Source organism: Palleronia abyssalis, from assembly GCF_900302445.1.
Lineage (GTDB): Bacteria > Pseudomonadota > Alphaproteobacteria > Rhodobacterales > Rhodobacteraceae > Palleronia > Palleronia abyssalis.
The window spans coordinates 104,515-126,463 of the sequence record NZ_ONZF01000004.1 but is presented as its reverse complement, the minus strand read 5'-3'; the positions used below and the strand labels follow the sequence as shown (position 1 = coordinate 126,463).

The following is a 21,949-nucleotide window of genomic DNA, read 5'->3' as shown; positions in this document are numbered from 1 at the left end:
GTGACGTGGCCGCGTCTTTTTTCGACTTTGGGAGAGAGAAGATGCACGTTCTTAACAAGTTTCGAGGCACGACCGCACTGGTCGCGCTTCTGTCTTTTTCCGCGCCGCACGCCATGGCGCAGGATCAGTCCGACACCAGCGGTGCGGACATGTCGCAGCAATCGGGCAGCGATCTGACCGATGCCGTGAACGACGCCGAGGCGCCGCAGACCGACGGCACGAACCAGACCCAAGGGGCCGGCACCACCGGATCGTCCCAGGGCAACACGCCCGGCGACATAGAACCGCCCGAGGGCGATATCCCCTTGGCGACCACCGGACAGGATGGCGCAAGCGATCTGACCGATGCTGTGGACGATTCCGCGGCACCCGAGACTGACGGCACCAATCAGACTACGGGAGCCGGCACGACAGGGTCCGCCCAAGGCAACACGCCCCGCGATACCGAGGCCCCGGACGGCGAGGTCGGCATGTCGGCGAACGAGGACGGATCGACCAGCGCCTCGGACACCTCCGGCACGGGCAATTCCAGCGTCAGCACCGGGCAATCCGGCGGCACCGACATGTCCAGCCAGTCGGCGGATGAGGCGATGTCGGATATGGACATGCAATCTTCACAGGCAGGGCAGATGCCCGGTATGACGGGCGAGAATGCGGGGCAGACCGTGATGCTGGATATCGAAGGCTTCGCCCAGCAGATCTATGAGCGGGGATACCGGCAAGGCTACCTGAGCGGTGTCTCGGACGCCCGCCAGCAGGTCATGCAACGGATGCATCAGATGCGCCAGTCGCAGTCCGGAGGCAGCAGCGCGCCCGATCAGTCCGTGGGGAATCAGGGCTCTAGCGCCACGGGTAACCAAGGCCCGAGCGGGTCGGCGCAACGCTCCGGCGGGTCGGTCATCGTCCTGCCGCCCGGCGTCAGCCCCGAGGCGTTCATCGACCAGATCATGCGCGGCAGCCAGCAGTAAGGCCCGGCGCACGTGATTTCAGGCCCGGTGCCGTCCCTCGGCGCCGGGCTTTTTCGTGTCTGCGGTGATGTGCCGGAAGAAGGGGCGGGCCCGCCTTGGGTCACGAGGGATGGGACGGGGCGTCACCCCCGGCCGTCGTCTCACCGGTGAGAGCATGTCAGGGCGGTCCGATTGCCAAGCCGGACGGCCCCTCCCGTTCTCGTATGGTCTTCCAATTGCGCGCAGGGCGGGATGTGCCACGAGCGGGGTAAAGGGAGGCTGAAGGTGGCGTGCGCTACCGCATCCCCGCATCGCGCAAAGCGGTCTCGCACGGGGTCGGCAGGGCAAACATGTCCCAGTCGTCCAATGGCACCGCGCCCGTGGCATCGGTGCCATCGGCCGTGTGATCCGCGCCTGCTTCGCCGGTCCATGCGGTGGTCCACCCGCCGCCCAGAAGATTGACGTCGCACGTCGCCGAGGCGGTCGAAAGACGGTCCCAGGCGGTATAGGTCAGCCCGGCGACCCGCAGCGCGCCGTCGCGGAAGGCCAGGGTCAGGCGTTGCTCCCACGGGGTGCGGCCGATGCCGATTTGCTGGCTGTCGAGCGCCAGAGATCCGTTCGGAAGGGCCGAAAGCGAGGGGCTTTGGCCGCCCATCCCGCCGGAGAAGACCACCCCGCGCGCCACGAGCAGCGCGGTGCGCTGCGTTCTGTCCAGCACCACCAGATCGGCGGCGCTTTCGCCCTCGTCATGCAGTAGCAGGATGGTTTCCAGGCCGGGCGTGTCCGGGAAGATGTCGGCCTGCACGACGTCCAGCACGCGGGGCAGGACATCGCGTTCCGCCGCCGTCAGGTCTTGTGCCGCCGCGGGGCCGGCCAGTGCCAGCATCGCGACGAGGGGCAGAACGCGGCTGGCGGGACCCATCAGCCCAAGCTGACCGAGGCCGCGCTTTCGGGCAGTTCCTCGTCGAAGCAGCGCTGGTAGAATTCGGCCACGGTCTCGCGCTCCAGCTCGTCGCACTTGTTCAGGAACGACAGGCGGAAGGCATAGCCGATATTGCCGAAGATCTCGGCGTTCTGCGCCCAGGCGATCACAGTCCGGGGGCTCATGACCGTGGAAAGCTCGCCGTTCATGAAGGCCGTGCGGGTCAGCTGTGCGACGGTGACCATCTGGCCGATCGTCTTCTCGTCGAACCCCTCCAGCTTCGACGCGACGATGGCCTTCTCGGCCTCGTGCGGCAGATAGTTCAGCGTCGCGACCAGCGACCAGCGGTCCATCTGGCCCTGGTTGATCTGCTGGGTGCCGTGGTACAGGCCAGTCGTGTCGCCCAGGCCCACCGTGTTCGACGTGGCGAAGAGGCGGAAGAACGGATGGGGGTGGATGACCTCGTTCTGGTCCAGCAGCGTCAGCTTGCCGTCAACTTCCAGCACGCGCTGAATCACGAACATCACGTCCGCGCGGCCCGCGTCGTATTCGTCGAAGACGATGGCGGTGGGGTTGCGTAGCGCCCAGGGCAGGATGCCTTCCTGGAATTCGGTGACCTGCACGCCGTTCTTCAGCTTGATCGCGTCCTTGCCGATCAGGTCGATGCGGCTGATGTGACTGTCGAGGTTCACACGCACGCAGGGCCAGTTCAGCCGGGCGGCGACCTGTTCGATATGCGTCGATTTGCCCGTGCCGTGATAGCCTTGGATCATCACGCGGCGGTTGTGTTCGTATCCCGCGAGGATCGCCAAGGTGGTGTCGGTGTCGAACTGATAGGTGGGATCCAGTGCCGGCACACGTTCGGATGGTTCGGCGAAGCCGTGCACCACCATGTCGGTGTCCAATCCGAAGGTGTCGCGCACCGAGATCTCGCGGGTCGGCGTCGCGCTGATGTCGAGGCTTCCGTCGGCCATGTCTGTCATTCCTTGTCTTCCCCGCGACCTGCCGGGGCTTTCCGCGTCCATGCGCATCGCGCGTCGAAGTGCAACATATGCGCCAGTCCCGCAAGTCCAACCCGTATTATCGCTGGCCCCCGGGATCGGGATCGGTAGGATCCGCCGCGAACGACCGTGAGGGGGCCGGCCTTGGCGACGACGCGCGCAGATATCGAGGGCATGATCGCCCGCATCGCCGGTGAGGATCGCGCCGCCTTTCTGGACCTCTACGATGCCACCAGCGCGAAACTGTTCGGCGTGTGTCTGCGTGTGTTGAAAGACCGGGGCGAGAGCGAGGACGTCCTTCAGGATGTCTTCATCAAGGTCTGGAAGAACGCCGGCCGCTACAATGTGAACGGCCTCAGCCCGATGACGTGGCTGATCACCATCGCCCGGAACGCGGCGATCGACCGGCTGCGGGCGCGCAAGACCCCGGCCGAGGGGGGCGAGGCGCTGGACCGGCTGCAGGATGCGGCCCCCGGCCCCGAGGCACAGGCGGTCGCGGCGTCGGAGGCGCGCGAGGTCGTGCGCTGCCTGGGGACACTGGACGACGATCGCGCGGCGGCGGTGCGGGGTGCGTATCTGGACGGCGAGACGTATCAGACCCTCGCCGCCCGGTTCGACGTGCCGCTGAACACGATGCGGACCTGGCTGAGGCGCAGCCTGCAGAAGCTGCGCGAATGCCTGGACGGCTGAAGGGGAACGACGATGGCGGAAAATGACGAGGAGGACGCCGGCCTGGCCGCCGAATATGTCCTGCACCTTCTGCCCGAAGACGAACGGCGCGCGGCCGAGGATCGTCTGGCCGTCGACGGGGGCTTTCGGGCGCTTGTGGCTGACTGGACCGAGCATCTGGCGCAGCTGGCCGACGACGTGGCCCCCGTCGCCCCGCCCGCCGGACTCCGCGCGCGGCTGGCAGAGGCCGTCAGCGCCCAGGCGCGGCCGTCCCGTGGCGCGACGCAGGGCCGCGGGATCATGCGCTGGTTCGGCGGGGCGGTGGGTATGGCGTTCGGGGCGCTGGCAGCCGTGGTCATCCTGATCGCCGTCCTGCCGCCGGTTCAGCCGCCCTATTCCGGGCCCTTCTACGCGGCCGAGCTGGCGGGAGAGCAATCGGACCTTCTTGTGCAGGCCCGGTTCGACCCGCGTGACGACACCTTGCTGGTGGAACGGCAAAGCGGCGCGGCCGCCGCGGGCCGGGTGTTGCAACTATGGCTGATCGCGGGCGACGCGGATCCGGTGTCGCTGGGCGTCCTGCCCGAGGACACCACCGCCCGGATCGCGGTGCCCGCCCCCCTGGGCCAGCAGATCGCGGGCGGGATCCTGGCGATCTCGGACGAGCCGCCGGGCGGGTCGCCCACGGGGCTGCCGACGGGCGACGTTCTGGCCGCGGGCGAGGTGGGCGAGGTTTGACGCCCACTTCACGATGTTGCCAGTCCCGGGCGATTTCGCGGGCGGGCGTGTTATATTCCGCATGTCTGACACTAGTGGGGTCCGTATGAACCGTCGCACCTTCCTGACTGCCAGTTCCGCAGCGCTGGTCCTTCCGACTATGCCTTGGGCGCACGAGGGGTCACATCCTTTCACCCGAACCGAGGCGGAATGGCGCCAGCTGCTGACCGATGCCGAGTATGACGTGATGCGCGACATGGGGACCGAGAAGGCCCATTCCTCGCAGCTCAATCCGCTGTACGAGGCGGGCACCTATCACTGCAAGGGCTGCGATCAGGCGCTGTACCCCTCGGACACCAAGTTCAAGTCCGGCACAGGGTGGCCGTCGTTCTGGGCGCCTCTGGACAATGCGGTGGGCACCAAGCCCGACCGCGGCTTCTTCACCACCCGGACCGAGGTGCATTGCACTAATTGCGGATCTCACTTGGGCCACGTTTTCGAGGACGGCCCAAAGCCCACGGGACTGCGCCATTGCCTGAACGGCATCGCGCTGGTCTTCCGCCCCGAAGGCAGCGGCCAGCCGGTCGTCGGCTAAGGGCGATCCTCGATCTTGACCGCGCGGCGTATGGAAACATGCGCCGCGTTTTGCATTGGCCGTCGTGTAACCAGTAGCATGGAGAGACCGATGCAACGTTTCGAAGGAAAGACCGTCGCGATCACCGGCGCAGCCTCGGGGATCGGCGCGGCCGCCGCCAAGCGGTTCGCCAACGAAGGGGCCAACGTTGTCCTGGCGGATGCCGAGGGCGCGGATCTGCAAAGCCAGGTCGACCAACTGCCCGAGGGCAAGGCGGTCCACGTCACCGGCGATCTGGCCCACGATGCGGCCAGCCGTGCGATGGTCGAGGCCGCGATGCAGAATTTCGGCGGGATCGACATCCTGATCGCCAATGCCGGCATCGCCGTGACCGGCACGATGGGCAGCCTGCCGGTCGACGATTTCGACGGCCAGCTCAAGAACAATATCGGCGCGACCTACCTGGCGATGAAATCCGCGTGGGCGCCGCTGACGAAGGCCAAGGGCTGCGTCATCGCGACCTCGTCCGTCTCGGGCGAGCGGGCGGACTGGAACGCGTTCGCCTACAACACGTCGAAGGCGGCGATCTCGAACCTCGTGCGGGCCTGTGCGCTGGACTACCGGACCCACGGGCTGCGCGTGAACGCGGTGGCGCCCGGCTTCACCCATACCGGGCTGACCGCCCCGATGGAGGATCAGGAGGCGTTCAAGGACGCGATGTATGATCGCATCCCGATGGGCCGCGGCGGCGAGCCGGAGGAGATCGCGTCGGTCATGGCCTTCCTGGCTTCGGACGATGCCAGCTTCGTCAACGGCGCGGTGATCCCGGTGGACGGCGGCTTGATGGCGTCGAACGGCCAGCCGCCCTTGCCGGGTTGATCGACAGCGGGGCGCCTACGGGCCGGAACTCTGACCCGGCCTGCCCATTGATCCGAAAACGGAGGGCGCCCCATGATGACCGAATTCGAGATCGAAACGGACGGCCCCGGCCTGACGGAGTTCACCGATCAGGTCGCGGGTTGGCTGCCGCGCGCGGATGGCGTTCTGACGCTGTTCGTGCGGCACACCTCCTGCTCGCTGCTGATCCAGGAAAACGCAGATCCGGACGTCCGGCGCGATCTCATGGCATGGATCGACCGGCTGGTCCCGCGGGCCGACACGCCCGACATGGAGTATCTGCGCCACCGGTCCGAGGGGTCCGACGACATGCCCGCCCATATCAAGGCCGCGCATCTGCCGGTGTCGCTGTCGATCCCGGTGGAAGGCGGCCGGATGGCGCTGGGCACGTGGCAGGGCATATATCTATGGGAGCATCGCGACCGCCCGCACACCCGGTCCATCGCCGCGCATTTCTCGGGCGGCTAGGCGGAACGCCCCGATCGGTCGATCCGTTAAGGCCATGAGGATATGAACGAAATGACCGAAATATACTCCCGTCGGCGGGCCACGATGCGCCAGACGCGCGAGACGATCATGGCCCGGGCCGCGTTGCAGGAACCGTTGGAGCCGCTGAGCCACCGCGAATGGTGGCGCGGCGCTGCACTGTATCAGGTGTATGTGCGCAGTTTCTGCGATTCGAACGGTGACGGCATCGGCGATCTGAAGGGCGTGTGCGACAAGCTCGACCATATCGCGGACCTGGGCGTGGACGGGCTGTGGCTCAGCCCGATCTATCCCTCGCCGCAGAAGGATTTCGGATACGACATCACCGATTTCCGGTCCATCGACCCGATCCACGGCGACATTGCCGACCTGGACCGGCTGGTCGGCGCGGCGCATGGCAAGGGCCTGAAGATCCTGATGGACCTGATCCCGTGCCACACCTCGGACGAACACCCGTGGTTCATCGCCAGCCGGGGCGATCCGAAGGGCGAGTTCGGCGACTGGTACATCTGGGCCGACGCCGCCCCCGATGGCGGTCCGCCCAACAACTGGCTCAGCTCGTTCGGCGGCCCCGCCTGGACGTGGGAGCCGCGGCGCGCGCAATACTACTATCACCCGTTCCTGCCCTGCCAGCCCGCGCTGAACCTGCAACGCCCCGAGGTTCTGGACGCGATCATCGACGCGATGACCTTCTGGCTGGATCACGGCGTCGACGGGTTCCGGCTGGACGCCATCCAGTGCCTGGCCTGCGATCCTGACCTGCGGTCGAACCCGCCCGAGGACAGCCGCGGGCCGGTCGCGCCCCTGGGCGGGGGCGGGCAGAACCCGTTCCGCCGCCAGGCGCATATCTACGACCGCGACGTGCCGGCGGCCTTTCCCATCGTGGAAAAGCTGCGCCGCGCCGTGGACGGTTATTCCCCCCAGCGCGCCCTGATCGGCGAGCTGGCCGATACCGACAGCGCCCGCACGTCCGAGAAGTACACGATCCACAACGAAGGCTTGCACGCGGTCTATGATTTCAGCCTGATCAACGGCCCGCGCGAGGTGCGCCCCCTGACCGAGATCCTGACCTATCGCAGCGCGTTTCTGCGCACGGGCTGGATGATGAACGTGTTCTCGAACCACGACGCACGGCGGGCGGTCAGCGACCTGATGGATTTCGCCACCACCCGCGAGGAACAGGTCGCGGCGCAGAAGCTGTTGTTCTTCCTGCAATTCTGCCTGAAAGGTGGCGGCATCCTCTATCAGGGAGAGGAACTTGCGCTGCCCCATCCCGAGCTTCGGTTCGAGGATCTGCGCGATCCCTGGGGCATCAATTTCTGGCCCGATTTCGAGGGACGCGACGGCGCGCGCACCCCCATGCCCTGGACCGACGACGATCCCCATTGCGGCTTTACCGAAGGCGAGCCGTGGATGCGCGTCCCGCCCGAACACGCCGCGCTGAACGTCGCGGACCAGAGGGCCGACCCCGACAGCCCGATCCAGTTCCTGCCGCAGTTCCTTGAATGGCGGAAGGGCCAGCCCCTGATCCGCTGGGGGGGCGAGGTGGTCCATCCGCCCGATCTGGCCCCGCTGATCCTGTGGGACCGCTATGGCGGGGGCGACACCTATCTGTGCGTCGCCAATTTCTCGAACCGGACGCAGACGCTGCCGTCGGACCGGCTGAAAGACGGCGAGCCGATCGAAGGCCCGGGCCTGACCACCAAGATCGCCGCGGGCGGGCTGGAGCTGCCGCCCTACGGCTTCGGGATCGTGCGCGCGGCCGGTGCAGAGGTCAGTTCTGAGGCATGAGGTAGATTTCGCGAACCGCCGCGCGGGGGTCGGCCTCGATCGCGTGCAGCACGGCATCCGCCACGTCGTCCGGGTGCAATTTGTCGGGCTTGGCCTCGTCGAAGAAGGGCGTGTCGACCATGCCGGGCGCGATGACGCAGCACCTGCCGCCCCATTCGCGCATCTCTTCGGCCATATTGCCCGCGTATCCATGCACGAACCACTTCGTCGCGCCATAGATCGACCCGTCGATATGCTTGCGCCCCGCGGCCGAACCGGTCAGCACCAGCGTGCCCTTGCGCTTCTTCAGCTCAGGCAGCGTTGCCCGCGCCGTCCACAGCACCCCCAGCACGTTCAGCTCGACCATGCTGCGGATGTCGTCCGCGTCGCCCTCGACCGTGCCGGACTTCGACATGCCCCGGCCCGCATTGGCGAAGGCGGCATCCAGCCCGCCGAATTCGGTCGCGGCCTGCGCGACGGCGTGCTCAAGCTCTCCCAGATTTGTCGCGTCGCCCGTCAGGGCCAGCGCTTGGGTGCCGATCTCGGCCGCCAGCGCCTCCAGCTTCTCGGCCGAGCGTGCGAACAGCGCCACGTTCCATCCCGCCGCGGCAGCCTTGCGCGCCGTCGCCGCGCCGATCCCGGAACTTGCGCCTGTGATGAAGATCGTCTTTGCCATTCTGGCCTCCGTCGGTTGATGCAGGCAAGGGAACGTGCCCGCCTTGCATCGGTTCACCCCTTCATCTGGGGTCGCCCGGTTTCGCACTGTCCATCGCTGGGGCCGGCGGCTATGGTCGGTGGCACCGGCCCAAGGCGATCAAGGGGAAACGCGATGCGCTGTCCGTTCTGCGGCAATGTGGAAACACAGGTGAAGGATTCCCGCCCGGCCGAGGATCACGTCGCGATCCGGCGCCGACGCCTCTGCGCGGCCTGCGGGGGGCGGTTCACCACGTATGAACGGGTGCAGCTGCGCGATCTGGTCGTCGTCAAGACCAACGGCCGGCGCGAGGATTTCGATCGCGACAAGCTGGAACGCTCGGTCCGTATCTCGATGCAGAAGCGCCCGGTCGAGCCTGAGCGCGTGGATCAGATGGTCAGCGGCATCGTGCGGCGGCTGGAAAGCATGGGCGACACCGACATCCCCTCCAAGGTCATCGGCGAGATTGTGATGGAATCCCTCGCCCGGATCGACACGGTGGCTTACGTGCGCTTCGCCAGTGTCTACAAGAACTTCCAGGCCGCCGACGACTTCGACAAGTTCGTCAGCGAGCTGCGCCCCCTGGCAAAATCGACGGAGTGAGCGACGCCGCCCACATGGCGCACGCCCTGTCGCTGGGGCGGCGCGGGCTGGGCCGTGTCTGGCCGAACCCCGCGGTGGGCTGCGTGCTGGTCCGGGACGGCCGCATCGTCGGGCGTGGCTGGACCCAGCCGGGCGGCCGCCCCCACGCCGAAACGGTTGCGCTGGCGCAGGCGGGCGATCTGGCGAACGGCGCCACGGCCTATGTCACGCTGGAACCTTGCGCCCATCATGGGCAGACGCCGCCCTGCGCCGAGGCGTTGGTCGCCGCCGGTGTGGCCCGCGTCGTCACCGCGATCGAGGATCCCGACCCCCGTGTCGCAGGGCGCGGCCATGCCATCCTGCGCGAGGCCGGGATCGACGTTGCGACAGGGGTTCTGGCCGAAGACGCCCTGCGCGATCAGGCGGGGTTCCTGTCGCGGGTGCTGCGCGCGCGGCCGATGCTGACGCTGAAGCTGGCCACATCGCTGGACGGGCGGATCGCCACGGCCAGCGGCGAAAGCCGGTGGATCACGGGGCCGGACGCGCGGCGCGCTGTCCACGCAATGCGCATGTCGCACGACGCGGTTCTTGTCGGCGCGGGCACGGCGCGCGCCGATGATCCGCGCCTGACGGTCCGCGACATGGGCGCGGTCCGCCAGCCCGTGCGCGTCATCGCGGCGCGTAAGCTGGACCTGCCCGAGTACGGAGCGCTGGCTGCATCGGTGACCGACGGGCCGCTGTGGCTGCTGCACGGGTCGGAAGCGGCCCCCGCCCGGATCGAGGCGTGGCGCGCGCGGGGGGCTGAGTGCATTTCGGTCCCGGTCGCCTCGGGGTTCCTGGATGCCGGGCGGACTTTGCACACCTTGGGCGAGCGCGGCATCACCCGGGTCTTCTGCGAAGGGGGGGGCAGCTACGCGGCCTCGCTTCTGGGGGCGGGGTTGGTGGACCGGCTGGTCACGATCTCGGCCGGGGTCGCGTTGGGCGCGGAGGGACAGCCGGCGCTGGGCGCGCTGGGCGTGGACGTCCTGGCCGAGGCGCCGCGCTTCCGGCTGGTGCGCACGCGGCGGCTGGGGGGCGACGTGCTGGCCGAATGGGATCTAGCGGCGCCATAGATGCGCCCGGCTGGCCAGCTCGCCCTGCGCTTTGGACAGCAGCCGGTTCGCGGGTCCGGGGCGGGGCAGGGTGCCCGCCGCCAGACGCTCGGCGATCACTTCCGCAGGACAGGGAAGGCCGGTGACAGGATCGGTATAGCGCGGATAGTCGATCAGCGCGGCGTGGATCAGTCCGTGCAGGCCGGGGCGGGCGCGGCGGCGGTCGGGCACGGGACCCAGATCGGTCGTCAGGCCCCAACCCGCGTAGAACGGCGCTCCCAGTGTCGTGACAGGGATGCCGCGGATCAACGCCTCGAACCCCAGCGCCGACGTCATCGTCCAGACCGCATCGACCAACGGTAACACCGCGGCAGGATCGACGCCCGACAGGATCACGTCCGCCGCCGCCCCCGGAATGGCCCCGGGGCGCAGACCGGCCTCGACATCCGGGTGGGGCTTGTAGATCAGCACCGCCTCGGGATGGGCTGCGCGCGCCGCGTCAAGCAGCGCCGCATTGGTCCGTACCGCCCCCGCGCCCAGCCGGATCGAGGCGTCGTCCTCGACCTGTCCGGGGACGAGGATCCGGTGCCCCTTCGGCAGATCGGGCACCGTCCCCGCACCCACATTGTATTTCGTCAGCCCCGCCGCGATCAGCTGCCCCGCCAACCGTTCGGCCCGGCGCAGATCGGGCGCCGGCAGGTCGGCGGCAGCGGCGATCAGATGCTCCAGCCGCGAGGGACGCGAAGGGTCGTAGTAGATGCCCAGATCGTCGCAGACCAGCGACAACGGCGGGACCAGCGCGGCCCCCAGCCCGCGCGAGCGCAGGAACCCGTCCTCGACCCGCAGCACCCTGGGCGCGGCATGCGCGGGCGTTTCCTTGCCTGCCCAGACCAGCAGGCTGCGCCCCGTCTGTGCGGCCTTGGCGCTGGCCGCCGCGGGGTCGTCGCGGAAGATCAGGGGGCGTTCGCGCCCGAATGTCCGTTGCAGTGGCCCGCGCTTCCAGAGCCGCATGCCCGACGCGACATGCCCCGCCCGGTCCTGTCGCCAAGCGCGCGCCTGCGCCTCCAGCAGGTCGACGACATCCTCAACCTCGCACAGGCGGTCGCGGAACGGGTCGTACCAGACCGGCATGTCGATCAGCGCGGCCGCCACCAGTTGCGCGCGCGTCAGCCGCCGTTCGCGGCGCGGCACCGGATTTTCGTCCTGCGTCAGGCCCCAGCCGCCATAGAACGGCTGGCCGAAGATGCGGGGGCGGTGCCCGGCGAGGATCGCCTCGAATCCCAGCCCCGAGCTGACGGCATAGACGGCAACAGCACCTTCCAGCAGCGCCCAGGGCGAGACGGGGGCGTCCAGCAGCGCGGTCCGAGCGTCCAGATCGGCGGTGGTGTAATGACCGGGGCGCAGACCTTGGGCCGTCTCCGGGTGGGTCTTGATGACGATCCGTGCACCCGGATTCTCGATCCTCGCGAAGGCCAGCATCTCGGCGAAGGTCTGCTCGGACGCGCCCGCGTGCCGGATCGAGGCATCGCCGCGTGTCTGGTCGATCACCAGCACGTAGCCGGGATCGGGGAGGGGCAGGGCGGGATCGACGGCGGCGTATTTCGTCAGATGCGCGCGCTGCATCCGTGTCACCAGATGCCGCGCCCGGTCAAGCTTGGCGGTGTCGTCCAGCGGCGCGGTGGCCAGGTGATGCTCCAGATCGGATGGCGTGGCGCTGTCGAAATGCACGCCGCGCGTGTCGATCAGCAAACCCAGCGTCGGAGCGCCCGTGCGCCCCGGATGGAGCGACCTCAGAAACGCATCCTCGATCCGAACCAGCGGCGCCCCGTTGCGGGCGGCCATCCATTCACCGCGGCGTGCGTAGGGGGACCTGCCCCAGACGCCGACGTGATCGCCCGGCCGCACTGGGCCGGTGCGGACCGACCACTCCGCAAGCGTCAGGATCCGGCGCAGGCGGGGGTTGAGGAAGCCCCCGGCATAGACCCGCAGGACGCGGGGCATGGGATCAGTTGCTCGAAGCGGTCGAGGCCAGCGTCGAGGCCGCGCCGGTCGCACCCGTCAGAGCGCCCAGGATCTTCTGGAACTGGACGTAAGGTGCCTCGGTCACGTAGACCGTGTCGCCGTCGCGGATGGCGAAATCGCGCGCCTCGAACATGCCCGTAGGCTCGGTCAGGTCCAGCACGTAGACCATGCGCTGCGGCCCCACCATGTCGTTGCGGTTCAACACGGCCTCGGCGATCTCCTCGGGCTCGTTGCGGAAGACGAAAACGCCGGTGGGGTCTGCGATGGCGGTCGAAAGGCCGCCCACCAGAGCGATCGCCTCGATGGCCGAGATCACCTGCCGTTCGAAATCCACAAGCTGCTGACTGCCGGTCGCGCCGAGCGCCGAGAAGGAACGGCTGTCCTGTTCGACCAGGATGCGGTCGCCGTCGCGCAGCGCAATGTCATAGCGGGGGTGGGTGAAGATGTCCTCGAACCAGACCTTTTCCCGCATGTTGCCGCGCACGACCGTGACCTGCGCGACCTCCTGCGGGATGGCGAGGCCCCCGGCCTGCGCCAGCATGGCCGACAGCGTGCGGGTCGGACGTTCGATCGGGTAGACGCCCGAGCCGCCGACCCCGCCGACGACCGATACCGTGGCCCCGTCGCCCGCCAGCCGGCGGACGAGGACCTGCGGATCGGGGGTCTGGCTGCCCAGACCTTCCGTGATGATGCGCCGGATCGCCTCGGGCGAGTTGCCCGCGGCGCGGATGCGGCCCGCGTAGGGGACGAAGATGAAGCCGTCGCCATCCACCTGAACCTCGTTCAGAACCGTGGCGGGCGCGCCTTCGGGGACCAGCAGTCCGTCCTCGACGTTCTCATAGATCGTCAGGCCCAGCGTGTCGCCCGGGCGGATCGTGTCCGAGCCCAGGACGCCTGCGTCCAGGAAGGCGGGCGTGAACCCCAGCGCGGGATAGATCGCCGTGGCGGTTGTGACGCGCCGGTTGACCGACACGATGAAGGCGTCGCCCTCACGCTGGACGGAGCCGGCGAAGATCTCGCGCTTGTTGGGGCCCACGCGGGGAAGTCCGCAGGAGCTCAAGACGGCGAAAGCGGCCAGCAGGGCGACGGATTTCGCCCACCCTGAATGTTTGAAAATCACTGCCCGGTCTCCTCGACCTTGTTTTTTGTCTGCCTCGGGTATTTTTTTCTTTCAAAATACCCAAGACGGCCAAAAAATCCAGCGGCGATAGACCGGTGTCGCTAATTCACCACATGGAGGTAGCGCCGGGGGGCCGGGCAGCCCAGCCGCAACGCCTCGTAGGGGTCGGTCCGCGCCAGCATCATGTCGGTGACCTGCCGCAGAAGCTGGCGTCGCCCGGGGGCGGAATAATAGCTTCCGGCGATCTGGCTGGTTTCCAGAAGATAACGGCGATAGTCGCGATAGGCGCGGGCATCAGGGCGGACCGGCAGGCGGAAGAAGTCGGTCAGCGGCTGGGTCGAGACGAATTCGGGCTTGGCGTACACCGCCTCGCCGAACACCTTCAGCGGCAGGCCGCGCCACAGCACCTGCTGCGCGGCGGTCGAGTTCACCGTGACCGCGGATCGGGCCTGGTCCAGAAGCCCCGCCAGCTTGCCGCCGCGGATATAGTGGACCCGGTCGGCCACACCGTGGGCACGTGCCAGGGCGCGGATCGTACGGCGCTGGTCGACGCGGCCGTCTTCCAGGGGGTGGGCCTTGAAGATCAGGTGGTGATGGGCGGGCGCGCCGGTGGCGAAGCCTTCGATCACGGTCTTCAGGAACGCCTCTCCGGTGTCGAAGGGCGAGTGCATCTGGAAATTGCTGTCATGCTCCAGCTGCAAAAGCGCCAGGTGATAGGGAAAGCCCCCGCGCTTGACGCGCCACGTGGCGATGCGGCGGTCGGCCCAGTAGGCGGGCGCCAGGAACAGCCGCTTGAGATAGAGGTGAAACTCCTCCCGTACCGTCAGCGCGCGGTGGGGGCGAAAGTTGCGATAGGCGCGGTTCATCAGCAGTACGAATGTGTGGTAAAGCGCGCCGTAGAAGACGTGGTGGCGCATGTCGCCCCAATGGGCCGGGGTTGGCGGAAGCTCCGTCTCGGCCCCGGCGAGGGCGGTCTTCATGCCCTCGACGCTCATCTCCATCAGGGCGGAATTTCCGTTCGATCCCCCACGCTCGTAAGTGACCCAGTAAGGGCGCAGGTATCCTTCCTCGAACACATGCACCTCGATCCCGCGGCTGCGAGCGATGCGCACGGCATCGGCATGGATGGGGCGCGTGTCGCCGTAGAGGACCAGATCGGTGACGCCCTTGTCGCCCAGCAGCGCGGCAAAGCGGTCCGGCCAGACCTTTGGTGCGTCAGTGAAGGGGATGTATGTGGACCGTTGCGGCCAGAATGCGGCGTCGCCCTGGTTGAACCCCACCCGCCAGCAGGTCGCGCCGGCGCGCGTCAGCATCTGCCCCAACTGCCCGAAGAAAGGCCCGTGGGGGCCTTGCAGGAACAGGAAGCAGCGCGTGGCGGGGTCGTGCATGACGGACGGGCCTTTATCGATCACACCCGTCTATGCCACCGCATTCGGGCAATTTCATGACCCATGCTTGCCCCCGCGCCCGCGGCGGGCCAAGTGGGGAGGGATCAAGGGGAGACACGCGATGTTCACGGGATTGGTTTCGGATGTGGGCGAGGTTCTGGAGGTCGAGATGCGCGGCGATATGCGCGCCCGGATCGGCTGTTCGTATGACGTGGACGGGATCGCGCGGGGGGCCTCGATCGCGTGCGACGGCATCTGCCTGACCGCCATCGCCACCGGCACGGACCCGCGGAACTGGTTCGACGTGGAAATCAGCGCCGAGACCCTGTCGCGTACCAATGTCGGCGCCGAGGGCTGGCCCGTGGGCAAGCGGCTGAACCTGGAGCGGTCGCTGCGCGTGGGCGACGAGTTGGGCGGGCACATCGTCTCGGGGCACGTGGACGGGGTGGCCCGGATCGTGGCGGTCCGCGACGAGGGGGATTCCACCCGGTACACGTTCGAGGCACCCGAGAGCCTGGCGAAGTTCATTGCCGAGAAAGGGTCGGTTGCGCTGAACGGCACGTCCCTGACGGTGAACGAGGTCGACGGCGCGCGCTTCGGCGTGAACCTGATCCCCCACACCAAGGAAGTGACCACCTGGGGCACCGCCGCCGAGGGGGACGCGGTCAACCTGGAGGTCGACACGATGGCCCGCTACGTCGCGCGGCTGCGCGAGGCGGGGTAGGGGCGGCGATTTCTTCTGCCGCCCTGCGTGGCCTTAGGCTATCGTCGTGGCAGGCTGCCCCGGAGGCTGTGATGCCCTTCGTCTCGATCACTCGCCTGCGCCTGCGCTCGGCGTGGTTCCTGCCGGGCTTTGCATTTTACACCGCCCGGTCGCGGACCCAGTCGATGCAGGCCGGCGGGTATCTGGCCGGCACGGTGCTGGCAGACGCCCGACGGGCGTTCTGGACGATGACCCTGTGGCTGTCCGAGGCGGACATTCGCCGATTCATGACCACCGCCGCCCATGGCCGGGCGCTGCCGCGCCTGATGCGCTGGTGCGACGAGGCAAGCGTTGTGAACTGGACGCAAGACGAGGAGATCCTGCCCGACTGGACCGAGGCCGATCGCCGCATGAGGGCCAAGGGGCGGCCATCGAAGGTCCTCCACCCCAGCCCGGATCACGCGGGCCTGACTTTCGCGCCGGCGCGCCGCCGTCCCTAGGCGCCGTCCTGTCCCGGAAGCGACCGCAGATACAGGATGATCGCGTCCAGATCGTCGCCGGTCATCTGCGCCAGGAAAGGATAGGGCATCGGCGGCAGCATCGGGCTGCCGTCGGGGCGGATGCCTTGCGTGATCATCGCCTTCAGCTCGTCCTCGGTATAGTCCGCCAGCCCGTCGGGGCCATTGGTGATGTTTGGCGCGATGCTGGTGCCCCAGGGGCCGTGGAACTCGAACCCGCCGGTGCCCAGTCCCGCGCCCAGATCGGGGCCGGTGGGGGTCATCGGGCTGTGGCATTCCATGCAATGGGCCAGCGCGGTTAGGTATTCGCCGTATTCCACCGTCACGCCCGGATCGGGGGCGCTGACCTCCTGCACCGGCGGGCCGTAGCTGGGCGGCAGAGGGATGCGATATTCGCTTTCACCCGCGTCGTTTTCCACCGCCGGGACCGTGCGCAGGAACGCTACGATCGAGGCCAGATCGTCATCCGAGATCTCGCGATAGACCGAGAACGGCATCGGCGGACCGATGATCGACCCGTCGGGCCGCACGCCCTCGCGGATGGACCGCGCCAGCTCGGCGTCGCTCCAGTCGGCGATGCGACTGGCGGGCGTGATGTTGGCGGCAACGGCGGTGAAGGCGCCGCTGTCCTCGACCACGCGGCCCGAGAACTGCGCGTCCATCTCGAACCCGTTCGGCCCCAGTGGCGTATGGCAGTTGCCGCAGCCCATCACCGTCTCGACAAGGTACTGACCGCGCGCGACATCGGCCGTGGCCAATCCAGCCGACAGGCATGCCGCCGTACCGGCAACGGCCGCGGCCGCCAAAGATATGCGTTTCATCAATGTCCTCCCCCCCTGATCCCGAAAATGCGGGAACATATATTCCACGGCATGGAACGATACGAATATATCAGAATACCGGCCCCCCGGGTAATATTTCTGCGCCGTGATCGCCCCCCTCGAAACGTGCTTTTGGCCCGGGCACCGCGCGCTGTGTTCACCGCGGAGAAACCCGTACCAAGGCATATCCCGCCCTGCGCGCAGACGGACGATACAGCGAGACGATGGGGGGCGGTTCGGGCCTGGCAATCCGGATCGTCCGTCCCCGGACCTCTCACCGGTGAGACGACAGGGCAGGGGGTGACGCCCCTTCCATGACACTCGCGTCCAAGGTGGCGCCACCGACCGTTCTTCATGGATATTTCGCCGCCCCCGGCGCCCGCGACAGGGCGATCCGGGGCAGCGGCGCATCGCCTCTGGCGTTCCGGCGTGTGGACGGCTATTTCCGCCCCCATGAAAAATGACGATTATCGCGACGCCGTGTCCTCGATCGAGGAGATCATCAAGGACGCCCGCAACGGGCGGATGTTCATTCTTGTCGATCACGAGGATCGCGAGAACGAGGGCGATCTTGTCATCCCGGCCCAGATGGCGACCCCCGACGCCATCAACTTCATGGCCAAGGAAGGGCGCGGCCTGATCTGCCTGTCGCTGACGGGCGCGCGCTGCGACGCGCTGGACCTGCAACTCATGTCCTCGCACAACTCGTCGCGGCACGAGACCAACTTCACCGTCTCGATCGAGGCGCGCGAGGGGGTCAGCACCGGGATTTCCGCCCATGACCGGGCGCGCACGGTGGCCGTTGCCATCGACAGCGCGACGACCGCGTCCGACATCGCGACGCCGGGCCACGTGTTCCCGCTGCGTGCGCGCGAAGGCGGCGTGCTGGTGCGCGCCGGCCATACCGAAGCGGCCGTCGACATCTCGCGGTTGGCCGGACTGAACCCGTCGGGCGTGATCTGCGAGATCATGAACGAGGACGGGTCGATGGCCCGCCTGCCGGACCTGGTGTCCTTCGCACAGCTGCACGGGCTGAAGATCGGGACAATCAGCGACCTGATCGCCTATCGCAGGCGCAACGACAACCTGGTCCGCGCCACGTCCGAGCGTCAGATCACTTCGGAATTCGGGGGCGAGTGGACCTTGCGCATCTACCACGACGAGACGCAGGGCGCCGAGCATATCGTGCTGATCAAGGGCGACATCACCGGCGACGATCCGGTGCTGGTCAGAATGCATGCGATGGACCCGCTTCTGGACGTCGTGGGCCTGGGACCCGCGGGCCGCGCGCGCGAGTTCGGCGCGGCGATGGAGGTCATCGCCGAGGAAGGGCGCGGCGTGCTGGTTCTGCTGCGCGACCTGACCATGAAGCTGGTGGCCGAGGACGAGGTGTCGCCCCAGACGCTGCGGCAGTACGGGCTGGGTGCGCAAATCCTGTCCTCTCTGGGGTTGAAGGATCTGATCCTGCTGACCAACTCCCCCAGACCGAAGGTCGTCGGTCTGGACGCTTACGGCCTGACCATCGCGGACACGCGCAAGATATCGGAGATCGGTTGATGGCCGGACAATCCCACTATTCCCCGCCGATGCCCGAATTCGACGAGGCGCCGAAGGTCCTGATCGTCGTCGCCCCCTATTACCGCGACATCGCCGACGACCTGCTGAAGGGCGCGCGGGCCAAGCTGGACTCGGTCGGTGCGGCGCACGAGACGGTCGAGGTGCCCGGCGCGCTGGAAATCCCCACCGCCATCGGCATCGCCCACCGCACGGCCGAGTTCGACGGGTTCGTGGCGCTGGGCTGCGTCATCCGGGGCGAGACGTCGCATTACGAAACGGTGTGCAACGATAGCTCGCGCGGGCTGACGATGCTGGGCCTGTCGGGGGCCTGCATTGGCAACGGCATCCTGACGGTGGAAAATTATGACCAGGCCGCCGTGCGCGCGGGCGAGCAGGACAAGGGCGGCGGTGCGGCAGAAGCGGCCTTGCATCTGGTCGCGCTGTCGCGCAAATGGCGCAACCTGTCCAAGGGCATCGGGTTCAAACCCAAAGGCTGACCATGACCGACAAGAAACAGATGCGCTCGGCCGCGCGGCTTTACGCCGTGCAAGCCCTGTTCCAGATGGAGCAGTCCGATTCGTCGGCCGACCGCGTGCGCGCCGAGTTCGAGACGCACCGCTTCGGCGCTGTCTACGACGAGGGCGAGATGGCCGAGGGCGATCTGGACCTGTTCCGCAAGACTTTGGACGACGCGGTGTCGTGGCAGAACCGGATCGACCAGCTGACCCATGCCGCGCTGGTGGCGAAATGGCCGATCGACCGGATCGACCCGGTCCTGCGCGCGCTGTTCCGCGCCGCCGGGGCAGAGCTGTCGCAAGGCGTTGCCCCGCCAAAGGTCGTCATCACCGAATACGTGGACGTCGCCAAGGCCTTCTTCCCCGAGGGCAAGGAATCGCGATTCGTCAACGCGGTGCTGGACCACATGGCCCGTGCCGCCAAGCCCGAGGCGTTCGAAGCCCGCCGTTGATGGCGGTCCCTGGTGCTGAATCGCGGGCGGCGGTTCAGAATGCGTGGCGGGTGCCATTGGGTATTTTTGCAAGGGTGAATTTGCAGCTGTAGTCCTCCGGGATGCGCACCGGGTCATTCACGATCCCGTTTTGCGGCGGCGATTGCGATGGCGCCGGGGAACCGCAGGGGCGCGACCTCTGTTTCCTTTTTCTAGCGAGTAGGGAGGCTTGGATGCGTGGTGTTCTGTTTCATATAATGGCTGGTATCGTCGCCGCGAGCGGCTTTCTGGGCGCACTTTATGCCTTCAATACGGCGGGCGTCCGCGGGGTCGGGACGACCGAAATCGCATCGATCTTTGCCCTGACGGCGCTGTTCTTCCTGTCGGTTCAGTTAATCCTGGTGCGGCTGTCGTCCGAGCCAGAGCCGCAGCGCCTGCGCATTCGCTCAAGTCGGTGATGCTGCAGCCTCGCCTTCGGGCGGGGTGACGATGTCATATCGCTCCAGCTCCTCGGGCACGAAGATGTAGATCGCTTCGGGCGGGGTTGTCAGAGCGTGCTGCATCAGAAGCGGGTTCAATCCCATTTCGTCGAGGTAGCCCATCACCTGGCCTTGTCCGCGCTGGATATCCTCGACGGCGAGGAAGGCAGGCAGCACCGTGTTTTCCCCGAAATAGTGCTGGTGGACGCCCAGGGCGCCACCGTCCTGCACGCGTCGGTCCACGCCGCCCGCGAACAGGTAGGGACAAGCCGAGAGGCAGACGTCGCCCGGCGCGATCTCTGTCCTCAGGCCAAGGTCGCGGACCGCGCGGCCAAGGCGCAGCGCGTCGTCCACCGACCCGCCGGGCGAATGGATCAGCAGCGCCTCTGGCGCGTCGTCGCCCCCGAAGCGGGCGGCCAGCAGGTCGGGCAGACGTTCGGCATCGCCCATCGCGATGCTGCCGACCATGCGGATCACGCGGCGGCCGTCCAGCTCGGCTTCGGCCAAGCCGAGTCGGTCGGGCATGTCGGGTGTCGGCGGGAAAGGGCGGTTCGGCGCGCTGGGCAGATCGGCGGGCCGGAAGCGGCGCGTCTGGTCGCCGGGGCGCACCGGCTGGTCCAGGTCGGGCGCGCGGGTGGTCGTGGGGAATCGCGGGATGCCGGTCGACAGATCGCCAGCCACCAGCGCGACCCCGATGGCCAGTTGCAGCCCCAGGATGCCCTTGATGACGAGGCCAGAGCTGACGTTCATTCACCCGCCCCGCGGATCGGCGTGGGTTTTGCGGGCGCCTCGGGCGATCGAGCGACGGGCGGCGCCGGGGTGTCCTGCCCTTCGACCTCGCGCAGGGCGATCATTGCGGCGCGCAGCTCGGCCACGGTCATCTGATCCTCGATCGCGACGCGGTCGCGCGAAGTGCGGATCGCCCCGTGCGAGACCATCAGGATGAAGACCAGCACCGCCGGAAGCAGATCGATGGCGATGGCCCCGGCCCAGGAGGGGACGAAGTTCCCGGCATAGCGGATCACCGCGTCGGCGGCCGAGATCGGGGTATAGCTGACCTCGGTCGGGGGCTGCATCGCGGCGACCTCGGCTGCGGCGGCGGCCAGTGTCTCGGCCCGCTGGGCCAGGAGTTCGAGCACACTGTCGATGGTCGCGCGTTGACCCACGGCGGTGGCTTCGGTCGCGCTGAGCGCGGGCTGGACAACGCTGGCCGACAGGTCGTTCGCCGCGCGCAGGACCAAGGGGGCCACCGACAACTGGCGCAGCTGCGTGATGAGGCCGGCCAGTCGCACGGCATCCTCGGAGAACTCGACCGACCGTGCCTCGACCGGGCCCGGCTCGACCGTCAGGGACCGCATGCGCGACAGGATCTCGTTGCCTTCGGCGAAGGCCTGCGCGACGGCGGGGCCCTGTTGGGCGATCTGCTGTTCCAGCGCGGCCAGCTCGTCGGCCTTCTGCGTCAACACGCGGAACACGGCGCCCCGCCCCGAGATGCCCGAGAGGTCGCCGGTCGCCTCCTGTTCGGAGAGGTCTTCGAAGGACTGGCGGACGCGGGCGACGTCCCGCTCCAGCGCTTGGGCCGAAACGGCGATGGTGTTCGCCCGCTCTAGCGATTCCTGGTATTCCTGAACGGTTCGCGCAAGGTGCTGTTCGACCGCCGCCGCCCCAGCCAGCGCGGCGGCGTTCAGCCATGACGACATGGCGATGATCGCCACCGACCCCAGCGCCATGGAGGCAAACAGGCCCAGCCGCGCCGATGCGGTGCGCATCGCGGGCAGAAGCCGCATGAGGTAGGACCAGAAGACGAAGATGCCGACCGACACGGCAATGGAATAGGCCAGTGCGGCGAAGACCGACAGCGCCCCGGTGGAATCCAACAGGGACGACACGCCCAGGTAGGTGTAGATGCCCGATGCCGCCGACAGCACCCCCAGCGCGGCCCCCGAAAAGCTGTCGAGCCAGCTCAGATGCCCCTCGAGCTCACGCACGTGGCGTGGATCGGTGCCGTTCTTCATGGATCAGTCCCCCGTCAAGCCGCGTGACTATGG

25 protein-coding genes are annotated in these 21,949 nt (G+C 67.9%); 16 read left to right on the top strand and 9 right to left on the bottom strand.

The features are described 5' to 3' along the window. Positions 1–41: 41 nt before the first annotated feature. Complete coding sequence (locus tag PAA8504_RS10830; RefSeq protein ID WP_108894206.1) at positions 42–968, top strand: hypothetical protein; 927 nt, start codon at positions 42–44, stop codon at positions 966–968. A 274-nt stretch (positions 969–1,242) separates the two neighbouring features. Here the strand turns inward: PAA8504_RS10830 and PAA8504_RS10825 are convergent, their stop codons facing one another. Continuing rightward, on the bottom strand, positions 1,243–1,869 hold the full coding sequence (locus PAA8504_RS10825) for a hypothetical protein (protein ID WP_108894205.1): 627 nt from the start codon (positions 1,867–1,869) through the stop codon (positions 1,243–1,245). Beyond that, positions 1,869–2,843, bottom strand: a complete 975-nt coding sequence (gene cobS / locus PAA8504_RS10820; RefSeq protein ID WP_108894204.1) for a cobaltochelatase subunit CobS — start codon at positions 2,841–2,843, stop codon at positions 1,869–1,871. Before cobS ends, PAA8504_RS10825 begins: the two co-directional genes overlap by 1 nt. 201 nt (positions 2,844–3,044) lie before the next feature. Here cobS and PAA8504_RS10815 point away from each other — a divergent pair, with 201 nt between their 5' ends. From PAA8504_RS10815 to PAA8504_RS10790, 6 genes are all read left to right on the top strand, one after another. Beyond that, positions 3,045–3,560, top strand: coding sequence for a sigma-70 family RNA polymerase sigma factor (locus tag PAA8504_RS10815; protein WP_108894405.1), 516 nt, complete (start codon positions 3,045–3,047; stop codon positions 3,558–3,560). A gap of 12 nt (positions 3,561–3,572) precedes the next feature. Continuing rightward, positions 3,573–4,274 carry an anti-sigma factor gene (locus tag PAA8504_RS10810; protein ID WP_108894203.1) on the top strand — a complete coding sequence of 234 codons (702 nt, stop codon included), beginning with the start codon at positions 3,573–3,575 and terminating at the stop codon, positions 4,272–4,274. Between the two features lie 85 nt (positions 4,275–4,359). Further along, positions 4,360–4,848 carry a peptide-methionine (R)-S-oxide reductase MsrB gene (msrB, locus tag PAA8504_RS10805; protein ID WP_108894202.1) on the top strand — a complete coding sequence of 163 codons (489 nt, stop codon included), beginning with the start codon at positions 4,360–4,362 and terminating at the stop codon, positions 4,846–4,848. A gap of 90 nt (positions 4,849–4,938) precedes the next feature. Then, entirely contained in the window at positions 4,939–5,706 is a 768-nt protein-coding gene (gene budC, locus PAA8504_RS10800) for a meso-2,3-butanediol dehydrogenase (protein WP_108894201.1), read from the top strand. Positions 5,707–5,778: 72 nt separating this feature from the next. After that, positions 5,779–6,192, top strand: coding sequence for a secondary thiamine-phosphate synthase enzyme YjbQ (locus tag PAA8504_RS10795; protein WP_108894200.1), 414 nt, complete (start codon positions 5,779–5,781; stop codon positions 6,190–6,192). 51 nt (positions 6,193–6,243) lie between these two features. Next, positions 6,244–8,001 carry an alpha-amylase family glycosyl hydrolase gene (locus tag PAA8504_RS10790; RefSeq protein ID WP_181375765.1) on the top strand — a complete coding sequence of 586 codons (1,758 nt, stop codon included), beginning with the start codon at positions 6,244–6,246 and terminating at the stop codon, positions 7,999–8,001. On the opposite strand, the gene PAA8504_RS10785 is transcribed toward PAA8504_RS10790, so the two are convergent. Further along, positions 7,985–8,656, bottom strand: coding sequence for an SDR family oxidoreductase (locus PAA8504_RS10785; protein WP_108894198.1), 672 nt, complete (start codon positions 8,654–8,656; stop codon positions 7,985–7,987). The genes PAA8504_RS10790 and PAA8504_RS10785 overlap by 17 nt on opposite strands. Positions 8,657–8,809: 153 nt before the next feature. Between PAA8504_RS10785 and nrdR the strand changes: the two genes are divergently transcribed. Together nrdR and ribD are read left to right on the top strand one after the other, a co-directional pair. Beyond that, the gene (gene nrdR, locus PAA8504_RS10780) at positions 8,810–9,277 is read left to right on the top strand and encodes a transcriptional regulator NrdR (RefSeq protein ID WP_108894197.1); all 468 of its coding nucleotides are present in this window, start codon (positions 8,810–8,812) and stop codon (positions 9,275–9,277) included. Positions 9,278–9,291: 14 nt separating this feature from the next. After that, positions 9,292–10,368: a bifunctional diaminohydroxyphosphoribosylaminopyrimidine deaminase/5-amino-6-(5-phosphoribosylamino)uracil reductase RibD gene (gene ribD, locus PAA8504_RS10775; RefSeq protein ID WP_108894196.1), complete on the top strand. Its 1,077-nt coding sequence runs from the start codon at positions 9,292–9,294 to the stop codon at positions 10,366–10,368. Here the strand turns inward: ribD and PAA8504_RS10770 are convergent. From PAA8504_RS10770 to PAA8504_RS10760, 3 genes are all read right to left on the bottom strand, one after another. Next, positions 10,354–12,348, bottom strand: coding sequence for a capsule polysaccharide biogenesis protein (locus PAA8504_RS10770; RefSeq protein WP_108894195.1), 1,995 nt, complete (start codon positions 12,346–12,348; stop codon positions 10,354–10,356). The genes ribD and PAA8504_RS10770 overlap by 15 nt on opposite strands. Positions 12,349–12,352: 4 nt before the next feature. Further along, positions 12,353–13,489: a polysaccharide biosynthesis/export family protein gene (locus PAA8504_RS10765; protein WP_108894194.1), complete on the bottom strand. Its 1,137-nt coding sequence runs from the start codon at positions 13,487–13,489 to the stop codon at positions 12,353–12,355. A 101-nt stretch (positions 13,490–13,590) separates the two neighbouring features. Then, positions 13,591–14,877 (bottom strand): capsule polysaccharide biogenesis protein, encoded by a 1,287-nt coding sequence (locus PAA8504_RS10760; protein ID WP_108894193.1) that lies wholly within the window; start codon positions 14,875–14,877, stop codon positions 13,591–13,593. A 121-nt stretch (positions 14,878–14,998) separates the two neighbouring features. Between PAA8504_RS10760 and PAA8504_RS10755 the strand changes: the two genes are divergently transcribed. Together PAA8504_RS10755 and PAA8504_RS10750 are read left to right on the top strand one after the other, a co-directional pair. Continuing rightward, the gene (locus PAA8504_RS10755) at positions 14,999–15,601 is read left to right on the top strand and encodes a riboflavin synthase (protein ID WP_108894192.1); all 603 of its coding nucleotides are present in this window, start codon (positions 14,999–15,001) and stop codon (positions 15,599–15,601) included. 71 nt (positions 15,602–15,672) lie between these two features. Then, on the top strand, positions 15,673–16,080 hold the full coding sequence (locus PAA8504_RS10750; RefSeq protein ID WP_108894191.1) for a DUF3291 domain-containing protein: 408 nt from the start codon (positions 15,673–15,675) through the stop codon (positions 16,078–16,080). On the opposite strand, the gene PAA8504_RS10745 is transcribed toward PAA8504_RS10750, so the two are convergent. Continuing rightward, a complete protein-coding gene (locus PAA8504_RS10745) occupies positions 16,077–16,919 on the bottom strand; it encodes a c-type cytochrome (protein WP_108894190.1) in 843 nt (280 codons plus the stop codon). The genes PAA8504_RS10750 and PAA8504_RS10745 overlap by 4 nt on opposite strands. Before the next feature lie 314 nt (positions 16,920–17,233). Here PAA8504_RS10745 and PAA8504_RS22065 point away from each other — a divergent pair, with 314 nt between their 5' ends. The 5 genes from PAA8504_RS22065 to PAA8504_RS10725 all read left to right on the top strand — a co-directional run bounded on the left by PAA8504_RS22065 (position 17,234) and on the right by PAA8504_RS10725 (position 19,880). Continuing rightward, positions 17,234–17,383: a hypothetical protein gene (locus tag PAA8504_RS22065; RefSeq protein WP_181375764.1), complete on the top strand. Its 150-nt coding sequence runs from the start codon at positions 17,234–17,236 to the stop codon at positions 17,381–17,383. Then, positions 17,373–18,476 carry a 3,4-dihydroxy-2-butanone-4-phosphate synthase gene (gene ribB, locus PAA8504_RS10740; protein WP_108894189.1) on the top strand — a complete coding sequence of 368 codons (1,104 nt, stop codon included), beginning with the start codon at positions 17,373–17,375 and terminating at the stop codon, positions 18,474–18,476. The genes PAA8504_RS22065 and ribB overlap by 11 nt, the downstream gene beginning before the upstream one ends. Beyond that, positions 18,476–18,973 carry a 6,7-dimethyl-8-ribityllumazine synthase gene (locus PAA8504_RS10735; RefSeq protein ID WP_108894188.1) on the top strand — a complete coding sequence of 166 codons (498 nt, stop codon included), beginning with the start codon at positions 18,476–18,478 and terminating at the stop codon, positions 18,971–18,973. Before ribB ends, PAA8504_RS10735 begins: the two co-directional genes overlap by 1 nt. A 2-nt stretch (positions 18,974–18,975) precedes the next feature. After that, entirely contained in the window at positions 18,976–19,443 is a 468-nt protein-coding gene (gene nusB, locus PAA8504_RS10730; protein WP_108894187.1) for a transcription antitermination factor NusB, read from the top strand. A gap of 212 nt (positions 19,444–19,655) precedes the next feature. Beyond that, on the top strand, positions 19,656–19,880 hold the full coding sequence (locus PAA8504_RS10725) for a hypothetical protein (RefSeq protein WP_108894186.1): 225 nt from the start codon (positions 19,656–19,658) through the stop codon (positions 19,878–19,880). On the opposite strand, the gene PAA8504_RS10720 is transcribed toward PAA8504_RS10725, so the two are convergent. Next, entirely contained in the window at positions 19,869–20,651 is a 783-nt protein-coding gene (locus tag PAA8504_RS10720) for a COG3904 family protein (protein WP_108894185.1), read from the bottom strand. The two genes, PAA8504_RS10725 and PAA8504_RS10720, sit on opposite strands and share 12 nt — an antisense overlap. After that, positions 20,648–21,916: an AAA family ATPase gene (locus PAA8504_RS10715; RefSeq protein WP_108894184.1), complete on the bottom strand. Its 1,269-nt coding sequence runs from the start codon at positions 21,914–21,916 to the stop codon at positions 20,648–20,650. Before PAA8504_RS10715 ends, PAA8504_RS10720 begins: the two co-directional genes overlap by 4 nt. Positions 21,917–21,949: the final 33 nt, after the last annotated feature.